The 19,180-nt window shown below is 71.5% G+C and carries 15 protein-coding genes and 2 tRNA genes; 5 read left to right on the forward strand and 12 right to left on the reverse strand.

The annotated features are described in order from the left end of the window. Positions 1 to 102: 102 nt before the first annotated feature. Positions 103 to 1,140 (reverse strand): TerC family protein, encoded by a 1,038-nt coding sequence (locus tag ACFVTR_RS12515; RefSeq protein ID WP_387037697.1) that lies wholly within the window; start codon positions 1,138 to 1,140, stop codon positions 103 to 105. 208 nt (positions 1,141 to 1,348) lie between these two features. Here ACFVTR_RS12515 and ACFVTR_RS12520 point away from each other — a divergent pair, with 208 nt between their 5' ends. Beyond that, positions 1,349 to 2,062, forward strand: a complete 714-nt coding sequence (locus ACFVTR_RS12520; RefSeq protein WP_387037699.1) for a TIGR00645 family protein — start codon at positions 1,349 to 1,351, stop codon at positions 2,060 to 2,062. Between the two features lie 149 nt (positions 2,063 to 2,211). Here ACFVTR_RS12520 and ACFVTR_RS12525 read toward each other — a convergent pair. The 3 genes from ACFVTR_RS12525 to ACFVTR_RS12535 all read right to left on the reverse strand — a co-directional run bounded on the left by ACFVTR_RS12525 (position 2,212) and on the right by ACFVTR_RS12535 (position 3,438). Continuing rightward, a tRNA-Glu gene (locus ACFVTR_RS12525) sits at positions 2,212 to 2,284 on the reverse strand. A 79-nt stretch (positions 2,285 to 2,363) separates the two neighbouring features. Then, positions 2,364 to 2,439 (reverse strand) — tRNA-Glu (locus tag ACFVTR_RS12530). A gap of 96 nt (positions 2,440 to 2,535) precedes the next feature. Continuing rightward, complete coding sequence (locus ACFVTR_RS12535) at positions 2,536 to 3,438, reverse strand: diacylglycerol/lipid kinase family protein (RefSeq protein ID WP_387037700.1); 903 nt, start codon at positions 3,436 to 3,438, stop codon at positions 2,536 to 2,538. A 72-nt stretch (positions 3,439 to 3,510) separates the two neighbouring features. On the opposite strand from ACFVTR_RS12535, the gene ACFVTR_RS12540 reads away from it, so the two are divergent. Beyond that, entirely contained in the window at positions 3,511 to 4,149 is a 639-nt protein-coding gene (locus tag ACFVTR_RS12540; protein WP_387037702.1) for an MBL fold metallo-hydrolase, read from the forward strand. Between the two features lie 343 nt (positions 4,150 to 4,492). Beyond that, complete coding sequence (locus ACFVTR_RS12545) at positions 4,493 to 6,481, forward strand: hypothetical protein (protein WP_387037704.1); 1,989 nt, start codon at positions 4,493 to 4,495, stop codon at positions 6,479 to 6,481. 82 nt (positions 6,482 to 6,563) lie between these two features. Here the strand turns inward: ACFVTR_RS12545 and ACFVTR_RS12550 are convergent, their stop codons facing one another. From ACFVTR_RS12550 to ACFVTR_RS12585, 8 genes are all read right to left on the reverse strand, one after another. Further along, a complete protein-coding gene (locus ACFVTR_RS12550) occupies positions 6,564 to 9,065 on the reverse strand; it encodes a transglycosylase domain-containing protein (protein ID WP_387037706.1) in 2,502 nt (833 codons plus the stop codon). Between the two features lie 128 nt (positions 9,066 to 9,193). Next, a complete protein-coding gene (locus ACFVTR_RS12555; RefSeq protein WP_387037708.1) occupies positions 9,194 to 10,675 on the reverse strand; it encodes a chlorohydrolase family protein in 1,482 nt (493 codons plus the stop codon). Further along, positions 10,672 to 11,538, reverse strand: a complete 867-nt coding sequence (locus ACFVTR_RS12560) for an ABC transporter ATP-binding protein (RefSeq protein WP_387037710.1) — start codon at positions 11,536 to 11,538, stop codon at positions 10,672 to 10,674. The genes ACFVTR_RS12555 and ACFVTR_RS12560 overlap by 4 nt, the downstream gene beginning before the upstream one ends. Then, on the reverse strand, positions 11,535 to 12,389 hold the full coding sequence (locus ACFVTR_RS12565; RefSeq protein ID WP_376945817.1) for an ABC transporter ATP-binding protein: 855 nt from the start codon (positions 12,387 to 12,389) through the stop codon (positions 11,535 to 11,537). Before ACFVTR_RS12565 ends, ACFVTR_RS12560 begins: the two co-directional genes overlap by 4 nt. Beyond that, complete coding sequence (locus ACFVTR_RS12570) at positions 12,386 to 13,273, reverse strand: ABC transporter permease (RefSeq protein WP_387037711.1); 888 nt, start codon at positions 13,271 to 13,273, stop codon at positions 12,386 to 12,388. The genes ACFVTR_RS12565 and ACFVTR_RS12570 overlap by 4 nt, the downstream gene beginning before the upstream one ends. Next, positions 13,270 to 14,220 (reverse strand): ABC transporter permease, encoded by a 951-nt coding sequence (locus tag ACFVTR_RS12575; protein ID WP_387037713.1) that lies wholly within the window; start codon positions 14,218 to 14,220, stop codon positions 13,270 to 13,272. Before ACFVTR_RS12575 ends, ACFVTR_RS12570 begins: the two co-directional genes overlap by 4 nt. 5 nt (positions 14,221 to 14,225) lie before the next feature. After that, positions 14,226 to 15,854 (reverse strand): ABC transporter substrate-binding protein, encoded by a 1,629-nt coding sequence (locus tag ACFVTR_RS12580; RefSeq protein ID WP_387037715.1) that lies wholly within the window; start codon positions 15,852 to 15,854, stop codon positions 14,226 to 14,228. An 81-nt stretch (positions 15,855 to 15,935) separates the two neighbouring features. Beyond that, the gene (locus ACFVTR_RS12585) at positions 15,936 to 17,042 is read right to left on the reverse strand and encodes an amidohydrolase family protein (protein ID WP_387037717.1); all 1,107 of its coding nucleotides are present in this window, start codon (positions 17,040 to 17,042) and stop codon (positions 15,936 to 15,938) included. A gap of 94 nt (positions 17,043 to 17,136) precedes the next feature. Here ACFVTR_RS12585 and ACFVTR_RS12590 point away from each other — a divergent pair, with 94 nt between their 5' ends. Further along, positions 17,137 to 17,814 carry a FadR/GntR family transcriptional regulator gene (locus tag ACFVTR_RS12590; protein WP_387037719.1) on the forward strand — a complete coding sequence of 226 codons (678 nt, stop codon included), beginning with the start codon at positions 17,137 to 17,139 and terminating at the stop codon, positions 17,812 to 17,814. Then, complete coding sequence (locus tag ACFVTR_RS12595) at positions 17,807 to 19,057, forward strand: MFS transporter (RefSeq protein WP_387037721.1); 1,251 nt, start codon at positions 17,807 to 17,809, stop codon at positions 19,055 to 19,057. Before ACFVTR_RS12590 ends, ACFVTR_RS12595 begins: the two co-directional genes overlap by 8 nt. The last annotated feature ends 123 nt before the right edge of the window (positions 19,058 to 19,180 follow it).

The raw sequence follows: 19,180 nt of genomic DNA on the forward strand, positions 1-19,180 counted from the left end.
TGTGGTCGGGACGGCAGCCCGAGCGACGCCGCCGGGCGCCGCCCGTCCACGGTAGCAACTCCGGCGCCCGAGCGCCGTCACCTGTGGAGAACGCGGCCGGCCTCAGCCTCCCGTGCGCTCGGAGTCCTCCGTGAAGTGGGGCACCTCGTCCATGAGCTTGTGCCCGCGGCGCCGGGCGTCGACGCCGGCCTTGACGAGGCTCGCCACGGTCGCGACCGCCATCGCGGCGAGGATGATGCCGAGGGACATCCACGTCGAGATCTCGGGAGCCCACTCGATGGGCTCGCCGCCGTTGATGAACGGGAGCTCGTTCACGTGCATCGCGTGCAGCACGAGCTTCACGCCGATGAAGGCGAGGATGAAGGCGATGCCGTACTTCAGGTACTCGAGGCGCTCGAGGAGGCCGCCGAGGAGGAAGTAGAGCTGGCGCAGGCCCATCAGTGCGAACACGTTCGCGGTGAACACGATGAACGCCGACTGGGTGATGCCGAAGATCGCGGGGATCGAGTCGAGTGCGAACAGCAGGTCGGTAGTGCCGATCGCCACGAACACGATGAGCATCGGGGTGAAGAAGCGCTTGCCGTCGATCGTGGTGCGGAGCTTCACGCCGTCGTACTCGTCGGTGATGCGCACGCGCTTGCGGAGCAGGCGCACGACGAAGGTCTCGCTGTCCTCGTCCTCGTGGTCGCCGCGCACCTGCTGGATCGCGGTCCACACGAGCCACGCCCCGAAGATGTAGAAGATCCAGCTGAAGTTCTCGATGAGCGAGGCGCCGAGCAGGATGAAGATGCCGCGCAGCACGAGCGCGATGATGATGCCCACCATCAGCACCTCCTGCTGCAGCTTCCGCGGCACGGAGAACCTCGCCATGATGATGACGAAGACGAAGAGGTTGTCGATCGAGAGGCTGTACTCGGTCAGCCAGCCCGCGAGGAACTGCCCGCCGTGCTCGGCGTCGCCGAGCCAGAACATCATGCCGGCGAAGACGAGCGCCAGCGCCACGTAGAAGGCGACCCAGAGCGTCGACTCCTTCATCGATGGCACGTGCGGGCGCTTGAGCACGAGCAGCAGGTCGCCGATGAGGATGAGCGTCAGGACGATGAGCGAACCGACTTCGAACCAGACGGGGAGTTCGAGCACGTTGAACCTTTCGGAGTTCGGGGACGACGGAATCCGAAAGTCTCTCCCAGGCTGTTCGCACAGCTTCCACGACCGGAGCGGCTGCGATGGCGCTCGTATTGACGATCGTGGGCCGAGGCACGGCCTCGCGGGATACTCCCCTTCGCTCCGGCGAGTCTAGTCGAAATCGTCGCCACGTAGACTCGTACCCCCGATCCGAGGAGAGAATTTGAGCGCCACGAAGACGCCGCCGCCCCACCCCTACCGACCGACGAAGAGCTCCGCGCTCATCGGCTACTCGATCTTCGCGAGCCGCTGGCTGCAGGCCCCCCTCTACCTCGGGCTCATCGTCGCCCAGATGGTCTACGTGTGGGTGTTCCTCAAGGAGCTCTGGCACCTCATCGACGGGGTCTTCTTCAATCAGGAGCACGCACTCGGCGAAGCCGAGATCATGCTCCTCGTGCTCGGCCTCATCGACGTCGTCATGATCGCGAACCTGCTCATCATGGTCATCATCGGCGGGTACGAGACGTTCGTCTCGCGGATCAACGTCGACGGGCACCCCGATCAGCCCGAGTGGCTCTCGCACGTGAACGCCAACGTGCTCAAGGTGAAGCTCGCGATGGCGATCGTCGGCATCTCCTCGATCCACCTGCTGAAGACCTTCATCGAGGTCGGCGGCATGCCCGAGAGCGGCGCGACCGGCGACGGAACCGAGAAGTACACGTCGACCGGCGTGATGTGGCAGGTCATCATCCACTGCGTGTTCATCCTGTCGGCGCTGGCCCTCGCCTGGATCGACCGCATGTCGTACCACAAGGTCACCCCGCATGAGGTGCACGACGGCGTCGCCGTGCCCTACCCGGACACGCCGGGGCAGGCGGCCGCGACCGGGCTCACCGAGGACGAGGAGCGCTCCCCCGCGGCGGTCGCGGCGCGCTGAGTCGAATCGCGGGTGCCGCCTCGCGCGGCGCCCGCGACATCGCCGTCCACGGCGGGATGCCTCGCGCGAGTCCCGCACGAGGCATCCCGCCGGAGACGACGAATGCCCCCGCCTGGGCGGGGGCATTCGTCTGCTGTGAAGCACGGTCGTGACCCCAGCGGGATTTGAACCCGCGCTGCCGCCGTGAGAGGGCGGTGTCCTAGGCCGCTAAACGATGGGGCCGTGCTGTGCAGAACTGCTCGTTCTGCGACGAAATGCCCCCGCCGAAGCGAGGGCATACGTCTGTCGTCGTGATACACAGTGGTGACCCCAGCGGGATTTGAACCCGCGCTGCCGCCGTGAGAGGGCGGTGTCCTAGGCCGCTAAACGATGGGGCCGTGTTTCAGAACTCTCGCTCTGTTTTGACAACTCGAAAAGTATGACACACGGTTCCGGCACATTCCAAATCGAGCGACGGCCCCGATTCCGGCGGCTCAGGCGAACACCCGGAGCGCCCCCGGGACGACTCTGATCGAGACCGGCGGAGCACCGATGCGCTCGCCGTCGGCGTAGGCCACGACGTCGTCGGCCTCGATGGTCACCTCGCGCGCGGTGAGGAACTCGACGGCCGGATGATCGACGTGCTCGCCCGCGAAGACCTTCGGGAACACGCCCACGAACGCCGCCCGCGAGAGCGGATGGACGATGAACACGTCGAGCAGCCCGTCGGTGAGGTCGGCGTGCGGCACGATGCGCATCCCGCCGCCGAGCGAGGAGTTGTTCGCGACCGAGACGAGCATCGCCCGCTGCTCGCGGCGCACCCCGTCGATCGTGAGCACGTAGTTGCGCGGCCGGAACGTCGCGAGCTCGCGGACGATCGCGAGCGTGTACCGGCTGGGGCCGCGAGGCCGGGTCATCCGGTTCGCCCGTTCGTTCACGACCGCATCGAACCCCGCCGACACGACCCCAGCGAACCAGGTGTCGACGCTCCCCTGCCGCACGATGCCCGCATCGATGGTGCGGGCCGGCGCCCGCAGCTGCGCGAGGAGGCGCTCGGCCCCGGCGGCCGGGTCGTCGATCGGCAGGCCGAGGCCGCGCGCGAAGTCGTTGCCCGTGCCGGCCGCGACGATGCCGAGCGGCACCGCCGTGCCGGAGACCAGGTTCACGCCGAGCGACGCCATGCCGTCGCCGCCGACCACGACGACGCCGTCGGTCCCGCGGGCGAACGCCCGCTCGGCCTCGCGGCGCAGCAGCTCGAAGTTGGGCTCCCTGAGCATCGCCACCTCGTAGCCCTCACGCGCGAGCGACTCGGCGACCGCCGGACCCACGGCACGGTTGCGACCGAACGACGCCGCGGGGTTCACGGCGACGAGCAGCCGCTCGGGAGCTCGATCCATGGGGCGATTCTGGCAGCGATTCGGGTGGCGATGCGGGTTGCGCGCCGGATCGGCGCAGTGTTGGCTCGAAGCATGCGCCTCACCAAACTCGAACACGCCGCGGTCGTCATCGAGCACTCGGGTGACAAGCTCTACGTCGACCCCGGCAAGTTCACGACCCCGATCACCGAATCGGCCGGCACCGTCGCCGTCGTCATCACCCACGAGCACGACGACCACTGGACGCCCGATCAGCTCGAGCGCATCGTCGAGCAGAACCCCGAGGTGCGCCTCTTCGGCCCCGCCGGGGTCGCCGCCGCGGCCACCGGCCTGCCCGTCGAGGTCGTCGCCGCCGGAGACGAGGTGGAGGTCGGGCCGTTCCGCCTGCGGTTCTTCGGCGGCCGGCACGCCGTCATCCACCGGTCCATCCCGGTGATCGACAACCTCGGGGTGCTCGTCAACGACGGCTTCTACTATGCAGGCGACTCGTTCACGGTGCCCGAGGGCGTCGCCGTCGACGTGCTCGCCGCACCGGCGGGCGCCCCGTGGATGAAGATCAGCGAGGCGATGGACTTCGTCGAGGCCGTCGCGCCCCGGCGCGCATTCCCGACGCACGAGATGCTGCTCTCGACCGCGGGCAAGTCGCTCTCGAACCTGCGCCTGGCCTGGGCGGCCGAACAGCACGGCGGCGAGTACCTCGCCCTCGAACCCGGCGACACCCTCGACTTCTGAACCCCGAGCGCCGAGGCGCCCGACGCACTGTAGGGCGTCGACAAACGCCCTCGACTCCGACCGGCGAACCGTTGTCGATCGGCACAGAGATTTCACAGCATCCGTTGAGGGATCCTCGCGCGCTGCTACGTTCAGGGCACCTCAGGCGCACCGCGCCATCGCGGCGCCACGGCGGCACCGCACCGGCGCGGCGTCGGCTCCCCTGAGTCCGCGGGCGCGACCCGACCAAGACAGCGCCCGCAAACCGATGACCCGCACCGTCATCGTCCTGCACCCTCCACTTCCGGGCGCCCCCGCGCGTCGTACGACGTGCCGTCGCGCCCGGGCGACCTCAGGAGTCTCAATGACGAGAATCGACCCGACCGCGCATCGCCACGGCAACGGCATGAAGGTCACGGCCGTGATCCTCGCGATCGCGCTCATCGCCCTCGCGGCGTTCTTCCTGCTCACGACGGGCAAGCTGCACGACGGGGCGACCCGGCTCGCTTCGGGCGCCGGCCAGGCCGGCGACGGTTCGGTGACCCTCGCCGACGGCACCGAGACCCTCGCGGGCGGCGCCGGCGACCTCGAAGACGGTGCCGCGAAGGCCGCAGCAGGTGCCGAGAAGCTCTCTGCGGGCGCGACCTCGGCCTCCGCGGGGGCCGAACGCCTCAAGGCCGGCGCCGAGAAGAGCGCCGCCGGTGCGCTCAAGGTCTCCGACGGCGCCGCGCGCACGGCCGGCGGCGCCGCCGAACTCGACGCCGGCGCCGGACGTCTCGTGACCGGCGCGGGCGAGCTCGACGCCGGCGCGGTGCGACTGGAGGACGGCACCGATCGGCTCGCCGCCGGAGCCGGAGAGCTCAACAGCGGGGCCGCCACTGCGGCCGACGGCGCGAAGCGCTTGAGCGCGGGTGCCGGCGACGCCGCGCGCGGCGCCAAGGACGTGAGTGCGGGTGCCGGAGCCGTCAACACCGGAGCCACCGCCCTCGCAGCGGGCGCCGGCCAAGCCGCCAGCGGCGCAGCCGAGCTCAGCGCGGGCGCGGGCACCCTCGCCGAGAAGACGACCACCCTCTCGGCGGGCAGCACGACCGTCGCGAACGGCGCCGCAGTCCTCGCCAAGGGCGCGGCGCAGCTCTCAGCCGGTCTCGGCAAGGCCAAGGACGGTGTCGGGGCGCTCGCCGCCGGCACCGAGAAGCTGCGCGACGGCGTCGCCGCACTGAACACGAACGGCGAGAAGCTCGCCGCGGGGGCGGCCTCCGTGCACTCGGGCGCGCAGTCGGTGGCGACGGCGAACGAGCAGCTCGCCGCGGGGCTCTCGAACCTCTACGACCAGCTCGCCGCGTCCGGTGCCGACGCGAGCCTGCTCGGGGCGGTGGCACAGCTTCGCGACGGATCGGTCGCAGCTCGTGACGGCGCCGCTCAGCTCGAGACCGGGACGGGATCGATCGCTTCCGGGTCGGCCGCACTGAGCGCGGGCATCGCGAGCGCCGAGGGCGGCGCCGACACCCTGCACGACGGAGTGGACACGTTCGCGAAGGCGTTCGCTCCGCTGGTGGCCGGCGGCGCCGGCGTCGCCGATGGATCGACCACGGTCGCCGGAGGGGCCGCCCAGCTCGCCGCGGGCTCGGGCCAGCTCGCCGCGGGAGCCGGTACTCTCGCCGCCAAGTCCGGCGAACTCGCCGCAGGCACCGGCTTCATCGCCGCCAAGTCCGGCGAACTCGCCGCAGGCACCGGCAACCTCGCCACCGGTGCGAAGTCGCTCGCCGCGGGCACCGGCACACTCTTCGTGAAGTCGGGCGAACTCGCCGCCGGCAACGTGAAGCTCCTGAACGGCACCGACCGGCTCCTCGCAAGCTCGGGTCTGCTCGCCGCGGGCGCCGACGGCCTGCTCGCCGGCACGAACCGGCTCGTCACGAAGTCGGGCGAGCTCGCCGCGGGCACCGCACGCCTCACCGAAGGCGCGCAGACGCTCGCGAACGGTGCAGGCGAGCTCTCGGCAGGCGCCAGCACGCTGAGCGCGGGCGCCGGCAACCTCGCCGCGGGCGCTGCGACCCTCGCGAACGGCGCCGGCGACCTCGCCGGCGGCACCGAGGAGCTCTCGGCGGGCAGCACTGAGCTGGCCTCCGGTGCCGACAAGCTGGCGGCCGGTGCGAGCGAGCTCAGCGCCGGCAACGGCAAGCTCGCCGACGGAACCGCGGAGCTCGCCGACGGCACCGCGAAGGTCGCCCCCGGATCGATCGCCCCGTGGCTGCTCGTGCTGCTGGGCCTCGGCGCCGCGGCGATCGCGGCCTGGATCGTGCACCGGGTGCGCTTCCGCAAGACGGAGGCGAACGCCGAGGCCGCCGCGGCGTAGGCATCGGTTCCCGATGGGGCGGTCGAGCGATGCTCGACCGCCCCATCGTCGTCGGAATTCCGTAGCCGACGGCGCATTCGGATCACCCGCCGCGTCCGCCGCCCCCACCGCGGTCGCCATGCCCGCCGCCGTCTCCGCCACCGCGGCCGCCTCCGCCGCCACCGGTGCGGTCGTCGTTCGTGCTGCCGCCACCGCCGCCCTGGCCGCCCACGTCGCCGTCCGACCCGCCACCCACCTCTGCGGGCTCCCCGCCGCCGGTGCCCGTCGCTGCGGGCTCCGACGTCTCGTCCGACTGGTCGTCGTCATCATCGAACGACGGCGGTCGGTCCACCACCGGTCCCGGCCCGAGCTCACGGAACGCATGGCCGCCGTACTTCGCCGCCGCGACCGACATCACGGCGGGCCACATCCGGTGCCGCGCCGTCGCCGCCTCGCCGCTCTCGAAGGAGATCCCCCGCTGGTTGGCGTCGCCGTTCACGCTCACGACCGCCGCGACCGTCGCGACCTCGCTGCTCGCGCCCGCCATCCAGGTGTCCTTCGCCCCGTCGGTCGTGCCCGTCTTGCCGATGAGCGGCACGTGCGGCACGGTGTTGTTGTTCGACTCGCGGGCGGTGCCGTCGGTCATGACCCGGCTCATCCCGTAGTGCATGCCCGCGGCCACATCGGGCGAGACGGCCGCCGCACACGTCGATTTCGGCACCGGGACGTCGGCGCCGTCACGTCCGACGATGCGCGCGATCGCGATCGGCGTGCAGGTGACGCCGTCGTTGGCGATGCCGGCGAATGCGATCGCCAGGCTGAGGGGCGCGATCTCGTTCGTCCCGATCACCGTCGCCGGGTTCTGGAGCAGCGGATCGCCGTCGGCCCGGTGCATCCCGAAGGCCTCGGCCGTCTGGCGGATGCCGCAGAGGTCGAGCTCCTTGGCCATGCCGAGGAAGCCGGTGTTGATCGACTGGATCGTCGACTGGAGCGCCGTGTACGCGCCGCCCGACTCGCCCGCATCGTTCTTCGGGTTCCATCCCTCCCCCGAGACGTCGATGTCGCCGAGGCAGCTGTCGTGGAAGACTCCCCAGTTCGATCGCGGCCGCGAGTCCACGCGTTCGCTGAGCCCGTGCCCCTCTTTGAGCCACTGCGCCAGCGTGAACACCTTGTACGTCGATCCGGGCTGGAACCCGCGCGAACCGCCGTGCGTGAAGTCGGTGTTGTAGTTGATGCTCGTGTATTGGGAGCCCGAGGCGAGCACCGCGGGGTCCTGGCTGTACACCTTGTTCTGCGCCATAGCGAGCACGCGTCCGGTGCCCACCTGCACGCTCGAGATGACGCCGCCGAGATCCCAGCCGGGGAAGGTCTGCGGCACGTTTTCGGCGAGCGCCTTCACCGCCGCGGCCTGCAGGTCGAGGTCGAGCGTGGTGTAGACGTCGTAGCCGCCCCGCCGGAAGTTCAGCATGCGCGTCTCGGCGTCCTCGCCGAACGTCGGATCGGTCTGGAGGATGTTCTTCACGTAGTCGCAGAAGTACGCGCTCGCGCCGGCGGTCTGGCAACCGGTGCTCGGCTCGGTGATCTTCGGTTCGACGGGGGTCGCGATCGCCTCGTCGTAGCGTTCCTGCGTGATCTTCCCGAGGGAGAGCATCCGGCCGAGGATGTAGTCGCGGCGCCCCAGATTCTCGGAATAGCCGTCGGCCGCACCGTTGCGTTCGTTGCCGGGCTTGTCGATCCTGAACTTCTCGGGGTTGTTCACGATCGCGATGAGCGAGGCCGCCTGGGCGAGGCTGAGGTTCGAGGACGAGGCGCCGAAGTAGTAGTTCGCCGCCGCCTCGATGCCGTACACGGTGCCGCCGAACCCGGCGATGTTGAGATACCCGAGCAGGATCTCGTCCTTCGTGTAGCGCTTCTCGACGCCGATCGCGAGCCGCATCTCCTTCACCTTGCGGTCGATCGTCGTCTCGGTGACCGCGTCGTAGCAGTCCGTCTTCACCTCGGCGATGACCTGGTTCCGCTGCTCACTGCTCAGTTCGGTGCCGGCGGCCTCGGCCGCAGCCTTGGCCGCATCGACCTCCGCAGCACCGGACTCCAGCTCGCACTGCTGCACGCGCACGTTCTTGACGTACTGCTGGGCGATCGACGACCCGCCCTGCGTGTCGCGACCGCTCGCCGTAGTTGCCGCGGCGCGGAGCGTGCCCTGCATGTCGATGCCGCCGTGGTCGTAGAAGCGCGGGTCCTCGCTCGCGACGGTCGCGTCCTTCACGTCCTGGTCGATCGCCTCCCAGCCGACCTCGACGCGGTTCTGGTCGTAGAACGACGCGAGCAGCACGGGCTTGCCGCCGGCGCCGGTCGCGTAGATGTTGCTCTTCTCCGAGAGCTCGCCGATGGCGAGATACCCCGGCAGGTTGTCGAACATGCTGATCGTGCTCGAGGCCGCGAGGCCGACCATGGCGATCGACGGGGTGACCGAGACCGCCACGAGCGCAGCGGCCGCGGCGCTCGCGACGATCAGCCCGACGAATCCGCCGATGACGCCGCCGAGCGTGCGCGTCTCGGCGAAGTCGCGATTCCGCTTGTTCCGAGTCGCATTCGCTTCGCCCATCCGACCGCACCCCCAACCCGCACTCAGCAGTGCGTTCGAGAGCCCCGGAAGAGCAGGGTCCGTCCTGCGCTGTCACTCAATGACACCGCAGCCCGCCCGAGTTGTCCAGCATCGACACGAATCGATCATCAGCGCGACTCGGCGAACGGCGGAAGCACCGGCGGGAACAGGGGCTCCCCGGTCGCGGCCAGGTGGTCGCGCTCGGAGTAGGCGGCCTTCAGCCGGTCGAAGATGCGCTGGCCGTCGGCACGGTGGCGATCGAGGTCGACGCCCGGGATCGTTCCGTCGCGGAGCACCACCCGGCCGGCCACCATGCTGAAGCGGGCGTCCCGCGCCGACCCCGCGAGCACGAGCGTGCGGAGCGGGTCGTCGACGGCGCCGGTGCGCACGTCGTCGAGCGCGAACGCGCTGAGGTCGGCGGTCGCCCCGGCCGCGATCCGGCCGAGGTCGGGGCGGTGCAGCGCCCGCGCTCCCCCGCTCGTCGCCGCGTCGAGGTACTCGGCGAGGAGGCCGCGCCCGAGGTCGGCGTGCTGCGCCTTCGCGAGCTGGACGCCCGCGTCGATGCCCCGGATCAGGTCGGGCGGGAACGAGTCGGTGCCGAGCGCGACGTTGACGCCGGCCTCGAGGTACTGCGAGAGCTTCTCGAGGAGGAAGGCGTAGCGCTGGTTCGTGAGCGGGCAGTGGATGATCGAGACGCCGGCCGCCGCGAGCTTCGCGAGGTCGCCGCGGTCCTCGCCGTGCACCTCGGGGTGCAGGTCGAGGTAGACGCCGTGGGCGAGCACGAGCCGTTCGTTCAGCAGTCCGACCCGTTCGAGCAGGCCGAGCGGGGTCGCCCCGTACGCCGCCCCGAGGATCTCGCGCTCGGCGAGGTCCTGCAAGGCGTGCGCCCGCACGAGGGTGCCGCGCTCGGCCGAGACTCGCGCCGTCGCCTCGAGCAGTTCGGCTCGAACCGTTTCGATGCGGCAGGGCGCGAGGATGCCGGTGACGAGCGGATCGCCGAGTTCCTCGACGGTGTCGAGGAAGCGCACCGCCTCGTCGAACGCGTGCCGCCCCGCCTCGTCGTCCCAGGCGATCGTCGAGGCGCCGCCCTCGGCCGTGACGTGCACGCCCGAGCGGTAGGACGGCCCGAGGAAGGCGCGCAGACCGAGTTCGCCGGCGATCCGGGCGACGTCGAGGAGGTCGTCGTGCGTCTCGGCCCACGCCGAATGCACCTCTGAGGCGATCGGCATGAAGGTGGTGATGCCGTGCAGCGCGAGCTGCGTGAGGGCGAAGCGCCGCATGGTGCTGCGCTCCTCCGCCGTGAGCACCTCGTGCCGGTGCTCGAAGTACTCGGCCGACCAGTCGAGGCGGCGCTGCGCGTCGCCGTCGCTCCACGCGTCGAGCGCGAGGTGATCGACGTCGGCGAGCGCGTCGAGGTCGATGAGCCCGGGCATGAGGATGCTCCGCCCGAGCGCAATGCGTTCGTCGAGGTCCGCGTCGTCCGGGGCGGCGTCGGCGCGGCCGACCCACGAGATGCGGTCGCCGTCGACGAGCACGGCGCCGTCTCCCAGCTCGGTGTGCCCGCGCCCGTCGTGTGCGATCACGTAGTCGGCGGTGATGAGCGTCGTCATGCGGTGGCCTGCGCGGCGAGACGTTCGCGCCGGACGGGCTTCCACCCGGGGCGTGGCACGGCGGCGCGCAGCGAGCGCGTGTACGGGTGCACGGGGTCGGCGAGGAGTTCGGCGGTGCGCCCGCCGTCGACGACGCGGCCCTGCTCCATCACGATCATGCGGTCCGAGATCTGGTTGACCACGGCGAGGTCGTGCGAGATGAACAGGTAGCTCACCTCGCGTTCGGCGCGGATGTCGGCGAGGAGGTTGAGGATCTGCGCCTGGATCGAGACGTCGAGCGCGGCGACGGCCTCGTCGAGCACGATGACGGCGGGGTCCGCCGCGAGCGCCCGGGCGATCGCGACGCGCTGGCGCTGCCCGCCCGAGAGCTGGTGGGGGAACTTGTCGACGAACCGCTCGCCGAGTCCGACGGAGTCGAGGATTTCGCGGGCCCGCCCGCGGGCCTCCGCGCGGGTCGCGCCCTTGCCCGCGTGCAGTGCGACGCTCGTCGCGACGATCTCGCCGACGCGCTGACGGCCGTTCAGCGAGGAGTACGGGTCCTGGAAGACGTACTGCACCTCGCGGGCCCAGCGTCGCCGGTCGGCGAGGTGCTTGACGCCCTTCGCCCGCGACTCGCCGCGCACCGACAGTTCGCCCTCGGTGACGGTCTCGAGCCCGACGAGCATGCGGGCCACCGTCGTCTTGCCCGAGCCCGACTCCCCCACGATCGCGAGGCACTCGTTCGGGTACAGCTCGAACGAGACGTCGTCGACGGCGATGACGGGGTCGTCCTTCACCGGCCCGGGGAACACCTTGCGCAGTCCTCGGGCGACGACGATCGGGTCACCGGCGGCGACGGGATCAGTGGGGTGGGTGCGGTTCATGATGCCTCCGCCTTCAGCAGTTCGTGGGTCGCTCGGTCGTAGCGCAGCACCGGCAGGCGGTCGACGCGCTCGTCGATGCTCGGGCGGGCGCCGAGCAGTTCGATCGTGTACGGATGGGTGGGCGCCTCGTAGACGTGCTCGCCCTGCTCGACGATCTGCCCCGCGTACATGACGGCGAGGCGGTCGCAGCACGCGGCGGCCAGTTCGAGGTCGTGGGTGATGAAGAGCAGCGCGAGCCCGCGGGCGCGGCGCTGCTCCTCGAGGATCGCCATGACGTCGGACTGGGCCGTCACGTCGAGCGCCGTGGTGGGCTCGTCGGCGAGGATCAGCCGGGGCTCGGCGAGCAGCACGCTCGCGATCATGACTCGCTGCAGCAGGCCGCCCGAGAGCTCGTGCGGGTACTGCCTGAGCCGCTGCTCGGGGTTGCGCACGCCCACCTCGTCGAGCAGCACGACCGCGCGACGCTCGGCGTCGCGCCGGTCGACTCCGCGATCGCGCACGAGCGACTCGGTGAGGAAGTCGCCGACCCGGTGCACCGGGTTCACGTGCGCCCGCGGATCCTGGAAGATCATGCCCACGTCGCGCGAACGGTAGCGGCGCAGCGCGGCCGGGTTCATCGAGAGCACGGATGCGCCGTCGAACGCGATCTCGCCGGTCACCCGGAAGGCGGGGTCGAGCATCCGCGTGATCGCGCGGGTCGTCAGCGACTTGCCCGAGCCCGACTCGCCGACGAGGCCGAGCGACTCGCCCTCGCCGATCGTGAGGCTCACCCCGTCGAGCAGGGTCTGCTCGCCGCCGCGCAGGCGGAGGGTCGCGCGGACGTCGTCGAGCCGCAGCAGGGGGTCGGTCATCGCATGCTCCTTGCACTCGAGGTGAGCCGGTCGCCGATGACGGTGACGCACCAGACGATCAGGACGATCAGGGTTCCCGCGGCGATCGCCTCGCCGGGGTGGCCGCGCAGCACCGAGTCGAAGCCGCTCTTGACCATGAGGCCGAGGTCGGCCGTGGGCGGCTGCACGCCGAGCCCGAGGAACGACACCGCGGCGAGCTCGATGACCGCGAAGCCGAGCGACGACACCGCCTGGGCGACGACGATCGGCTGCACGTTCGGCAGGATCTGGGTGAAGGTGATGCCCGTGCCCGACTGGCCCTGCAGCCAGGCGGCCGAGACGTACGGCATCCGCCGCTCGCGGAGCGAGGCGCCCCGCACGACCCGGGCGACGTAGGGCACGTACGCGATCGCGAGCCCGCCGACGACGGTCGCGAGGCTCGGCCCCCAGATCGCGACCGAGATGAGCGCGAACACGATGCCGGGCACCGCGAAGAGGATGTCGAGCACCCACGCGACCACGGTGTCGGTGCGTCCGCCCCGCCAGGCGGCGAGGAGGGCGAGGAGCGTGCCGACCACGGTCGCGATGAGGATCACGAGACCGGGCCCGGCGAGCGTGATCCTGGAGCCCCAGATGAGCCGCGAGAGGATGTCGCGACCGAGCGCGTCGGTGCCGAGGAGGTGCGCCGGCGACGGCCCGCTGAGCGAGGCGAGCAGGTCGGGGTAGTCGGGGTCGTACGGCGCCACGACAGGGGCGAAGATCGCCGCGAGGGCGATGACGAGCAGGATCGACGCGGCGATGCAGCCGACGACGCCGAGTCGGTCGGCGGTGCGGCGGGTGATTCCCGTCGCACGTCGTTCGCGCACGCTCGCGACGGCGAGGCTCATGGTGGATGGGGTGGTCATTGCCGGCTCCCGAGGGTGATGCGCGGGTCGATGAAGGTGTAGAGCACGTCGACGATCGCGTTCACCACGACGAAGGCGACGACCAGCACGAGGATCACGGCCTGCACGACCGCGAAGTCGCGCTGGAGGATCGCCCGTACGAGCAGCGAGCCGAGTCCGTCGAGGGCGAACACGTTCTCGACGACGACGGCGCCCGCGATGAGCGTCGCGATCGTGAGGCCGAGCACGGTGACGATCGGGATGAGCGAGTTGCGCAGCACGTGGTGTCGCACGATGTGGCCCGGGGCGAGCCCGCGGGCCGTCGCGGTCTGCACGTGCTCGCGCCCGCCCTCCTCGAGCACCGCCGCCCGGGTGATCCGGGCGAGGTAGGCGGCGCTCGCGACGCTGAGCGCCACGGCGGGCAGCGCCAGGTGGTACAGAGTGTCGACCCCGCCGGTTCCCGACCCGAAGGTCGGGAACCAGCCGAGGCCCACCGCGAACACGCTGATGAGCGCGACGCCGACGACGAACGAGGGCGTCGAGAGGCCGACGGCCGCGAGCGTCGAGGTGAGCTGGTCGCTCCACCCGCCGCGGAGCGCCGCGTAGGTGCCCGCCGCGATGCCGACGACGGCGATGATGATCGCCGCCATCGACACCAGCGCGAGCGTCGTGCCCACGCGACCCGAGATCAGCGCGGAGACATCCTGCCGGTACACGATCGAGTAGCCGAGGTCGCCGCGCAGGACGTCGCCCAGCCAGGCGACGTAGCGCAGGAGGAACGGGTCGTCGAGGTGATACTGCTCGGTGACGGCGGCGATCTGCTCGGGGGTGCCGCCCCGGGGCCCGAGGATGAACGCCAGCGGGCTTCCGGGGGCGAGGTAGAGCAGCCCGAACACGATGAACGACGTCACGAGCAGCACGAGCAGGAGCCCGCCGAGCCGCCGCAGCAGGTATGGAGCGAGGGACATCGGGACTACTCCACCCCGCCGATCGTCGCGGCCCACGGTGCGTAGAGGTAGGCGAACGAGGCGGTGGCGCCCGAGATGCGGTCGTTCTGCACGAGGGTGACGGGCTCGTACGCGAGCGGGATCCACGGCAGCTCGGTGGTGATGATGCGCTGCGCGTCGATCACGAGCTCAGCGCGGGCAGCCGGGTCGGTCTCGGCGCGGGCGGCGAAGAGCTGCTCGTCGGCGCTGTCCCAGCCGGTGTAGTTGTGGCTGTCGGTCGACGCGAAGAACTGGTACACGTCGAGCGCGTCGGCGAAGCTGCCGTAGTTGGTCGTGAAGAAGCCGTCGATGCCCTCGCGCGCGGCGGGGTCGAAGTAGAGGTTGCCGAACTGCTCGACCGGGATGACCTTCGTCTCGATCTCGAGTCCGATCGCCTGGCCGGCCGCCTGGATCACGTTCGCGGTCTGCTCGTGGACGGCCGAGCTGCCCTGCACCGCGAGCACGATGGGCGCGTCGGGCGCCCCCGCCTCGGCGACGAGCTGCTTGGCCTCGTCGAGGTCGGCGTCGGCCGAGAACTCCTTCGAGGCCTCCTCGAAGGCCTCGGTCTCGTAACCCCAGTAGTCGGGGCCGGCCAGCGTCGTCGCGGGGATGCCGGCGCCCTGGAAGACGACCTTCGTCAGCGCCGCACGGTCGATCGCGAGCGAGAGCGCCTGGCGGATGCGCTCGTCGCCGAGGCCGCCGTCGAAGTTCGCCGTGACCATCGTCCAGAACACGAGCGACTTGCCGTAGCTCGTCGTCACCTCATCGCTGTTCGCGAGCTGGGTGAGCCCGGCGGGCGGCAGGTAGAAGTACTGGCCGTCGACGTCGCCGGTGCGCAGCGCATTGACCGCGGTCGACTCGTCGGCGATGAAGCTGAAGCTGAGCTTCGCCGCGAGCGGCACCTCGCCCCAGTGGCCCTCGTTCGCGGCGAGCTCGATGCTCTTGCCCGAGTTCCACGCGGCGAGCGAGAACGGGCCGGTGCATGAGAGCCCGCCGCTCGGGGTGCCGAACGCCTCGCCCTCGGCCTCGGCGGCGGCCTTCTCGACGATCGCGCCGGCGGCGGTGCCCATCGCCTGCGTGAACAGGACGTCGGGCTGGGTGAGCTTCACGGTGACCTGGTCGGGTGCGGTGACCTCGACGGAGTCGACGTTCTGGAAGTAGCTCGAGAAGTAGCTCGTCGCGGTCTCGCCGACCTGGCGCTGCAGCGAGTAGGCGACGTCCTCGGCGGTGAGCGGGTTGCCGTTCCAGAAGGTGACGCCATCGCGGATCGTGTAGACGATCGTGGTGTCGTCGGGCTGCTCGACCGCCGAGGCGAGGCCCGGCTCGGTCGCCAGCTCGGGCGTGAGCCGCACGAGGCTCTCGCAGAGGTTCGCGGTGACGGTGTTCTCGGCGTAGTTGAAGCCGAAGATCGGGTCGAGCGACATCGGCTCGTAGGGCAGGTTCCACTTGACCTCGTCGACGGGCTGCGTGCCCGGCTCGGTGGTCGTCGCGAGATTCGCGAGGTCGATCGAGAGCCCGCCCTCCTCGCCGTCGTTCTGGGCTGCGGTGCAGGCGGTGAGGGTGAGACCGATGACGGCCAATGCGGCCGACGCGGTCAGGATGCGGCGTCGTGACACGGGGAACTCCTTCGTCGTGGTGTCGGGGTGGTGCTTCGTGTGGGGCGGTGCGGTGGGGTGGGAACGGGTGCGAGGGCGCGTTCAGCGCCGGTGCAGGGTCACGTCGTCGCGGACGACGCGCTCGGGCGCCGGCCGGTCGACCACGATCTGGGCGAGCGACTCGCCCCGGAACTCGAGCCGGGCGGGGTGGGTGGCCCCCGACCAGTCGGCGAGGTCGGCGGCGCCGATCAGGCGGGCCCCCTCGGTGGACGAGATGCGGTAGCAGCGCTCGAGCTCGGCGTCGGTCCTCGCGCCGGTGCGGTACGCGAGCAGGTGCGCGCGGTCGACCATGCTGCCGCTGCCGAACGGGCTCCACGAGTCGCGGACGCCGTCGGAGCCGGCGGCGAGCTGCACGCCGTGCGCCTCGAGCAGTGCGAGGTCGGGCACGGGGTCGTCGCCGAGGGCGCAGGTCGTGATCCAGAGGCCGGCCTCGGCGACGCGGTCGAGGGTGTGGCGCAGCGTCGGCGCCGAGGCGTCCCCGAGCGCGAAGGCGTGGCTCACGGTGACGCGGCCCTGCATGCCGGCCGCGACGGTGCGCGCCGCGATCTCGCGGATCTGGGCGAGCCCGGGCTCGCCGCCGTCGTGCAGGTGGATGTCGAGGTCGCGGCCGGCGCGCTGCGCCAGTCCGAACACGGCGTCGAGGTGCGCGTCGACGTCGCCCTCGAGGCCGAGGGGGTCGATGCCCCCGACGAGGTCGGCGCCCGAGCCGAGGGCCGCGGCCATGACGTCGAGCGTGCCCGGGTTGGTGAGCAGCCCGAACTGCGGGAAGGCGACGATCTGCACGGTGAGCCCGGGGGCGAGCCGCTCGGCCGCGGCGCGCACGCCCTCGACGTTGCGGAGGCCGAGCTCGCTCGAGACGTCGACGTGCGCACGCATGCCGAGGGTGCCGTTCGCGCGGGCCGCGCTGAGCAGGGCGAACGCGCGCTCCTCGACGCTGCGCGTCTCGGCCAGCTGCGTCGCGAGGTCGCCGGCGATGAGCTCGGGCAGGGATGCCGCGGGGCGGCGTGACATCCATCGCCCGCCCCAGCTCGACTTGTCGGGGTGGATGTGCGCGTCGACGAGCGCCGGGGCGACGACGAGGCCGTCCCGGGTCGAATCGACCGCGGGGTCGGCGCGGTCGGGATCGATCGTCGTGATCGCGTCGGCCATGGGGCGAACTCCTTCGTTCGAGCGTGGCGGGCACTGTGCCGCATTTGTCAGATGTTATGATAACCATACTTTCGAGCTGGAAGAGAATGGACCCGTGGAACCCATCCGACGCAAGTCACTCGTCGACACCGTGGTCGACCGCCTGAACACCGAGATCGCCTCCGGCGCCTGGCCGATCGGCACGCGCATCCCGACCGAGGCCGAACTCACCGAACGCCTCGGCGTCAGCCGACCCTCCGTGCGCGAGGCCGTGCGCTCGGTCGTGCAGCTCGGCCTCCTCGAGACCCGCCAGGGCGACGGCACCTACGTCGTCGCGAGCGACGCGACCGAAGTGGCGCTGCGGCGCACGCTCGGCGGCGCCGACTCGCGCGAAGTCCTCACCGTGCGCCGCGCCCTCGACGTGCTCGCCGCCCGCGAGGCGGCGCTGCACCGCACCGAGGCCGACCTCGCCTCACTCAAGTCCGAGCTCGCCCGGCGCCGCCAGGCGATCAGCCGCAGCGACGTCGAGGCATTCGCGAATCACGACGTCGCCTTCCACGTCGGCGTCGCCGAGGCCTCCCACAACCGGCTCCTCGTCGGCATCTACGCGAGCTTCGACGGCTCGCTCCGACAGTCGGTCGCACACAACTCGTGTCTCTCGAACAACGCCGATCCGAGCGTCGTCGACCTGCACGAGGCGCTCCTCCACGCGATCACGGCCCGTGACGTCGATGCGGCCACCGCCGCCGCGCTCGGCGTGCTCGACCAGACCGAGCAGTCCCTGCATGACTGAGCGGGGCGTCGGCATCGGCGCCCCGATCCTCGCCGGCGTGCTCGTGGTCGGCATCGGCCTCTCGGTGCGCTCGCCGATCACGAGCGTCTCGGCACTGCTGCCCGAGATCGACGCCGCGTACGACTTCAGCGCGGCGGGGCTCGCGACGCTCAGCGCGATCCCCGTGCTGCTGTTCGGGCTCGCGGCCCCCCTGGCGCCCGTCTTCGCTCGACGGTTCGGCGTCGATCGGGCTGCCGCCCTCCTGCTCACGGCGCTCGGCGTCGCCATGCTGGTCCGCCCGCTCGGGACCACTGCGCTCATCGCCGGAACGGTGGTCGTCGGTGCGAGCATCTCGCTGCTCGGCATCCTCACCCCGCAGCTCGTGCGCACCCATCTCGGGCGCCGTCAGGGGCTCTGGTCGGGGGTCTACACCTCCGTGTTCGGCGTCAGCGCCGCACTCGGCGCCGCGCTCGCGATGCCGCTCTTCGACGCGCTCGGCGGCGACGCCGCCATGGCCCTCTTCGTCTGGGCCCTCCCGATCTGCCTCGTCGCGGCACTCGCGCTGCTCGCGGCGCCCCGCCTCGCCGCCGCCGCGACGGGCGACGGCGAGCCGAGGTCGGCCACCGGCGACAGCTCGATCCTGCGCGCGCCGAGGGTGTGGTCGGTCACCGGCTTCTTCGGATGCCAGGCGCTCATCTACTTCGCGCTCACCGCCTGGCTCCCGACGATCGTGATCGATCGCGGAGCCGACGCCGCGACGGGCGGGCTGCTGCTCGCCTGGCTCAGCGTCGCCGGCATCCCCGCCGCGCTCCTCGCGCCCGCGATCGCCGCCCGCTTCCGCAGCCAGTCGGCCATGACCGCGCTCGTCTCGGGGCTCTCCGCGGTGGGGCTCGCCGGACTCGCCTTCGCCCCGGCGTCGTCGGCCGTCGTCTTCGTCGCCGTGCTCGGCGTCGCGCAGAGCGCGGCCTTCGGCCTCGCCGTCGGGCTCATCGTGCAGAAGGCGCCGAGTGCCGCCCGCACGGCCTCGTTCTCAGCGGTCGCGCAGGGCGTCGGCTACGCGGTCGCCGCGCTCGGCCCGCTCGCGCTCGGCATGTTCTCGACCGCGGGCGTCGGCTGGTCGACGCTGCTCGCGGCCCTCCTCGGCGTCGTGGCCGCGCAGCTCGTCTTCGGGGTGTTCGCCGGCCGGCCGCTCCCACCGATGGCCGAGCAGGCGCCTCCGCCGTCGCGCGACCCCGAGCACCTCGAGCGGCCGAACCGCCCCTGAGGCGATCCCCGTCGCGGGGGCGGGGGGGTCGCCGCCGCGGGGCCCCCCGCCCCACACACCACCCCACACCCCACGCCCACCCCCCCCCCCCAACCCCCCACCCCCCCCCGCACGGCGAGCGAG

The organism is Agromyces sp. NPDC058126, from assembly GCF_042884595.1.
Classification (GTDB): domain Bacteria; phylum Actinomycetota; class Actinomycetes; order Actinomycetales; family Microbacteriaceae; genus Agromyces.

Bases quoted from the DNA above. Each gene is read 5' to 3' on its own strand.
- ACFVTR_RS12550 (WP_387037706.1), bottom strand. From the start codon at position 9,065: ATGGGCGAAGCGAATGCGACTCGGAACAAGCGGAATCGCGACTTCGCC.
- ACFVTR_RS12570 (WP_387037711.1), bottom strand. From the start codon at position 13,273: ATGACCACCCCATCCACCATGAGCCTCGCCGTCGCGAGCGTGCGCGAA.
- ACFVTR_RS12540 (WP_387037702.1), top strand. From the start codon at position 3,511: ATGCGCCTCACCAAACTCGAACACGCCGCGGTCGTCATCGAGCACTCG.
- ACFVTR_RS12560 (WP_387037710.1), bottom strand. From the start codon at position 11,538: ATGAACCGCACCCACCCCACTGATCCCGTCGCCGCCGGTGACCCGATC.
- ACFVTR_RS12555 (WP_387037708.1), bottom strand. From the start codon at position 10,675: ATGACGACGCTCATCACCGCCGACTACGTGATCGCACACGACGGGCGC.
- ACFVTR_RS12595 (WP_387037721.1), top strand. From the start codon at position 17,807: ATGACTGAGCGGGGCGTCGGCATCGGCGCCCCGATCCTCGCCGGCGTG.
- ACFVTR_RS12585 (WP_387037717.1), bottom strand. From the start codon at position 17,042: ATGGCCGACGCGATCACGACGATCGATCCCGACCGCGCCGACCCCGCG.
- ACFVTR_RS12565 (WP_376945817.1), bottom strand. From the start codon at position 12,389: ATGACCGACCCCCTGCTGCGGCTCGACGACGTCCGCGCGACCCTCCGC.
- ACFVTR_RS12575 (WP_387037713.1), bottom strand. From the start codon at position 14,220: ATGTCCCTCGCTCCATACCTGCTGCGGCGGCTCGGCGGGCTCCTGCTC.
- ACFVTR_RS12545 (WP_387037704.1), top strand. From the start codon at position 4,493: ATGACGAGAATCGACCCGACCGCGCATCGCCACGGCAACGGCATGAAG.
- ACFVTR_RS12535 (WP_387037700.1), bottom strand. From the start codon at position 3,438: ATGGATCGAGCTCCCGAGCGGCTGCTCGTCGCCGTGAACCCCGCGGCG.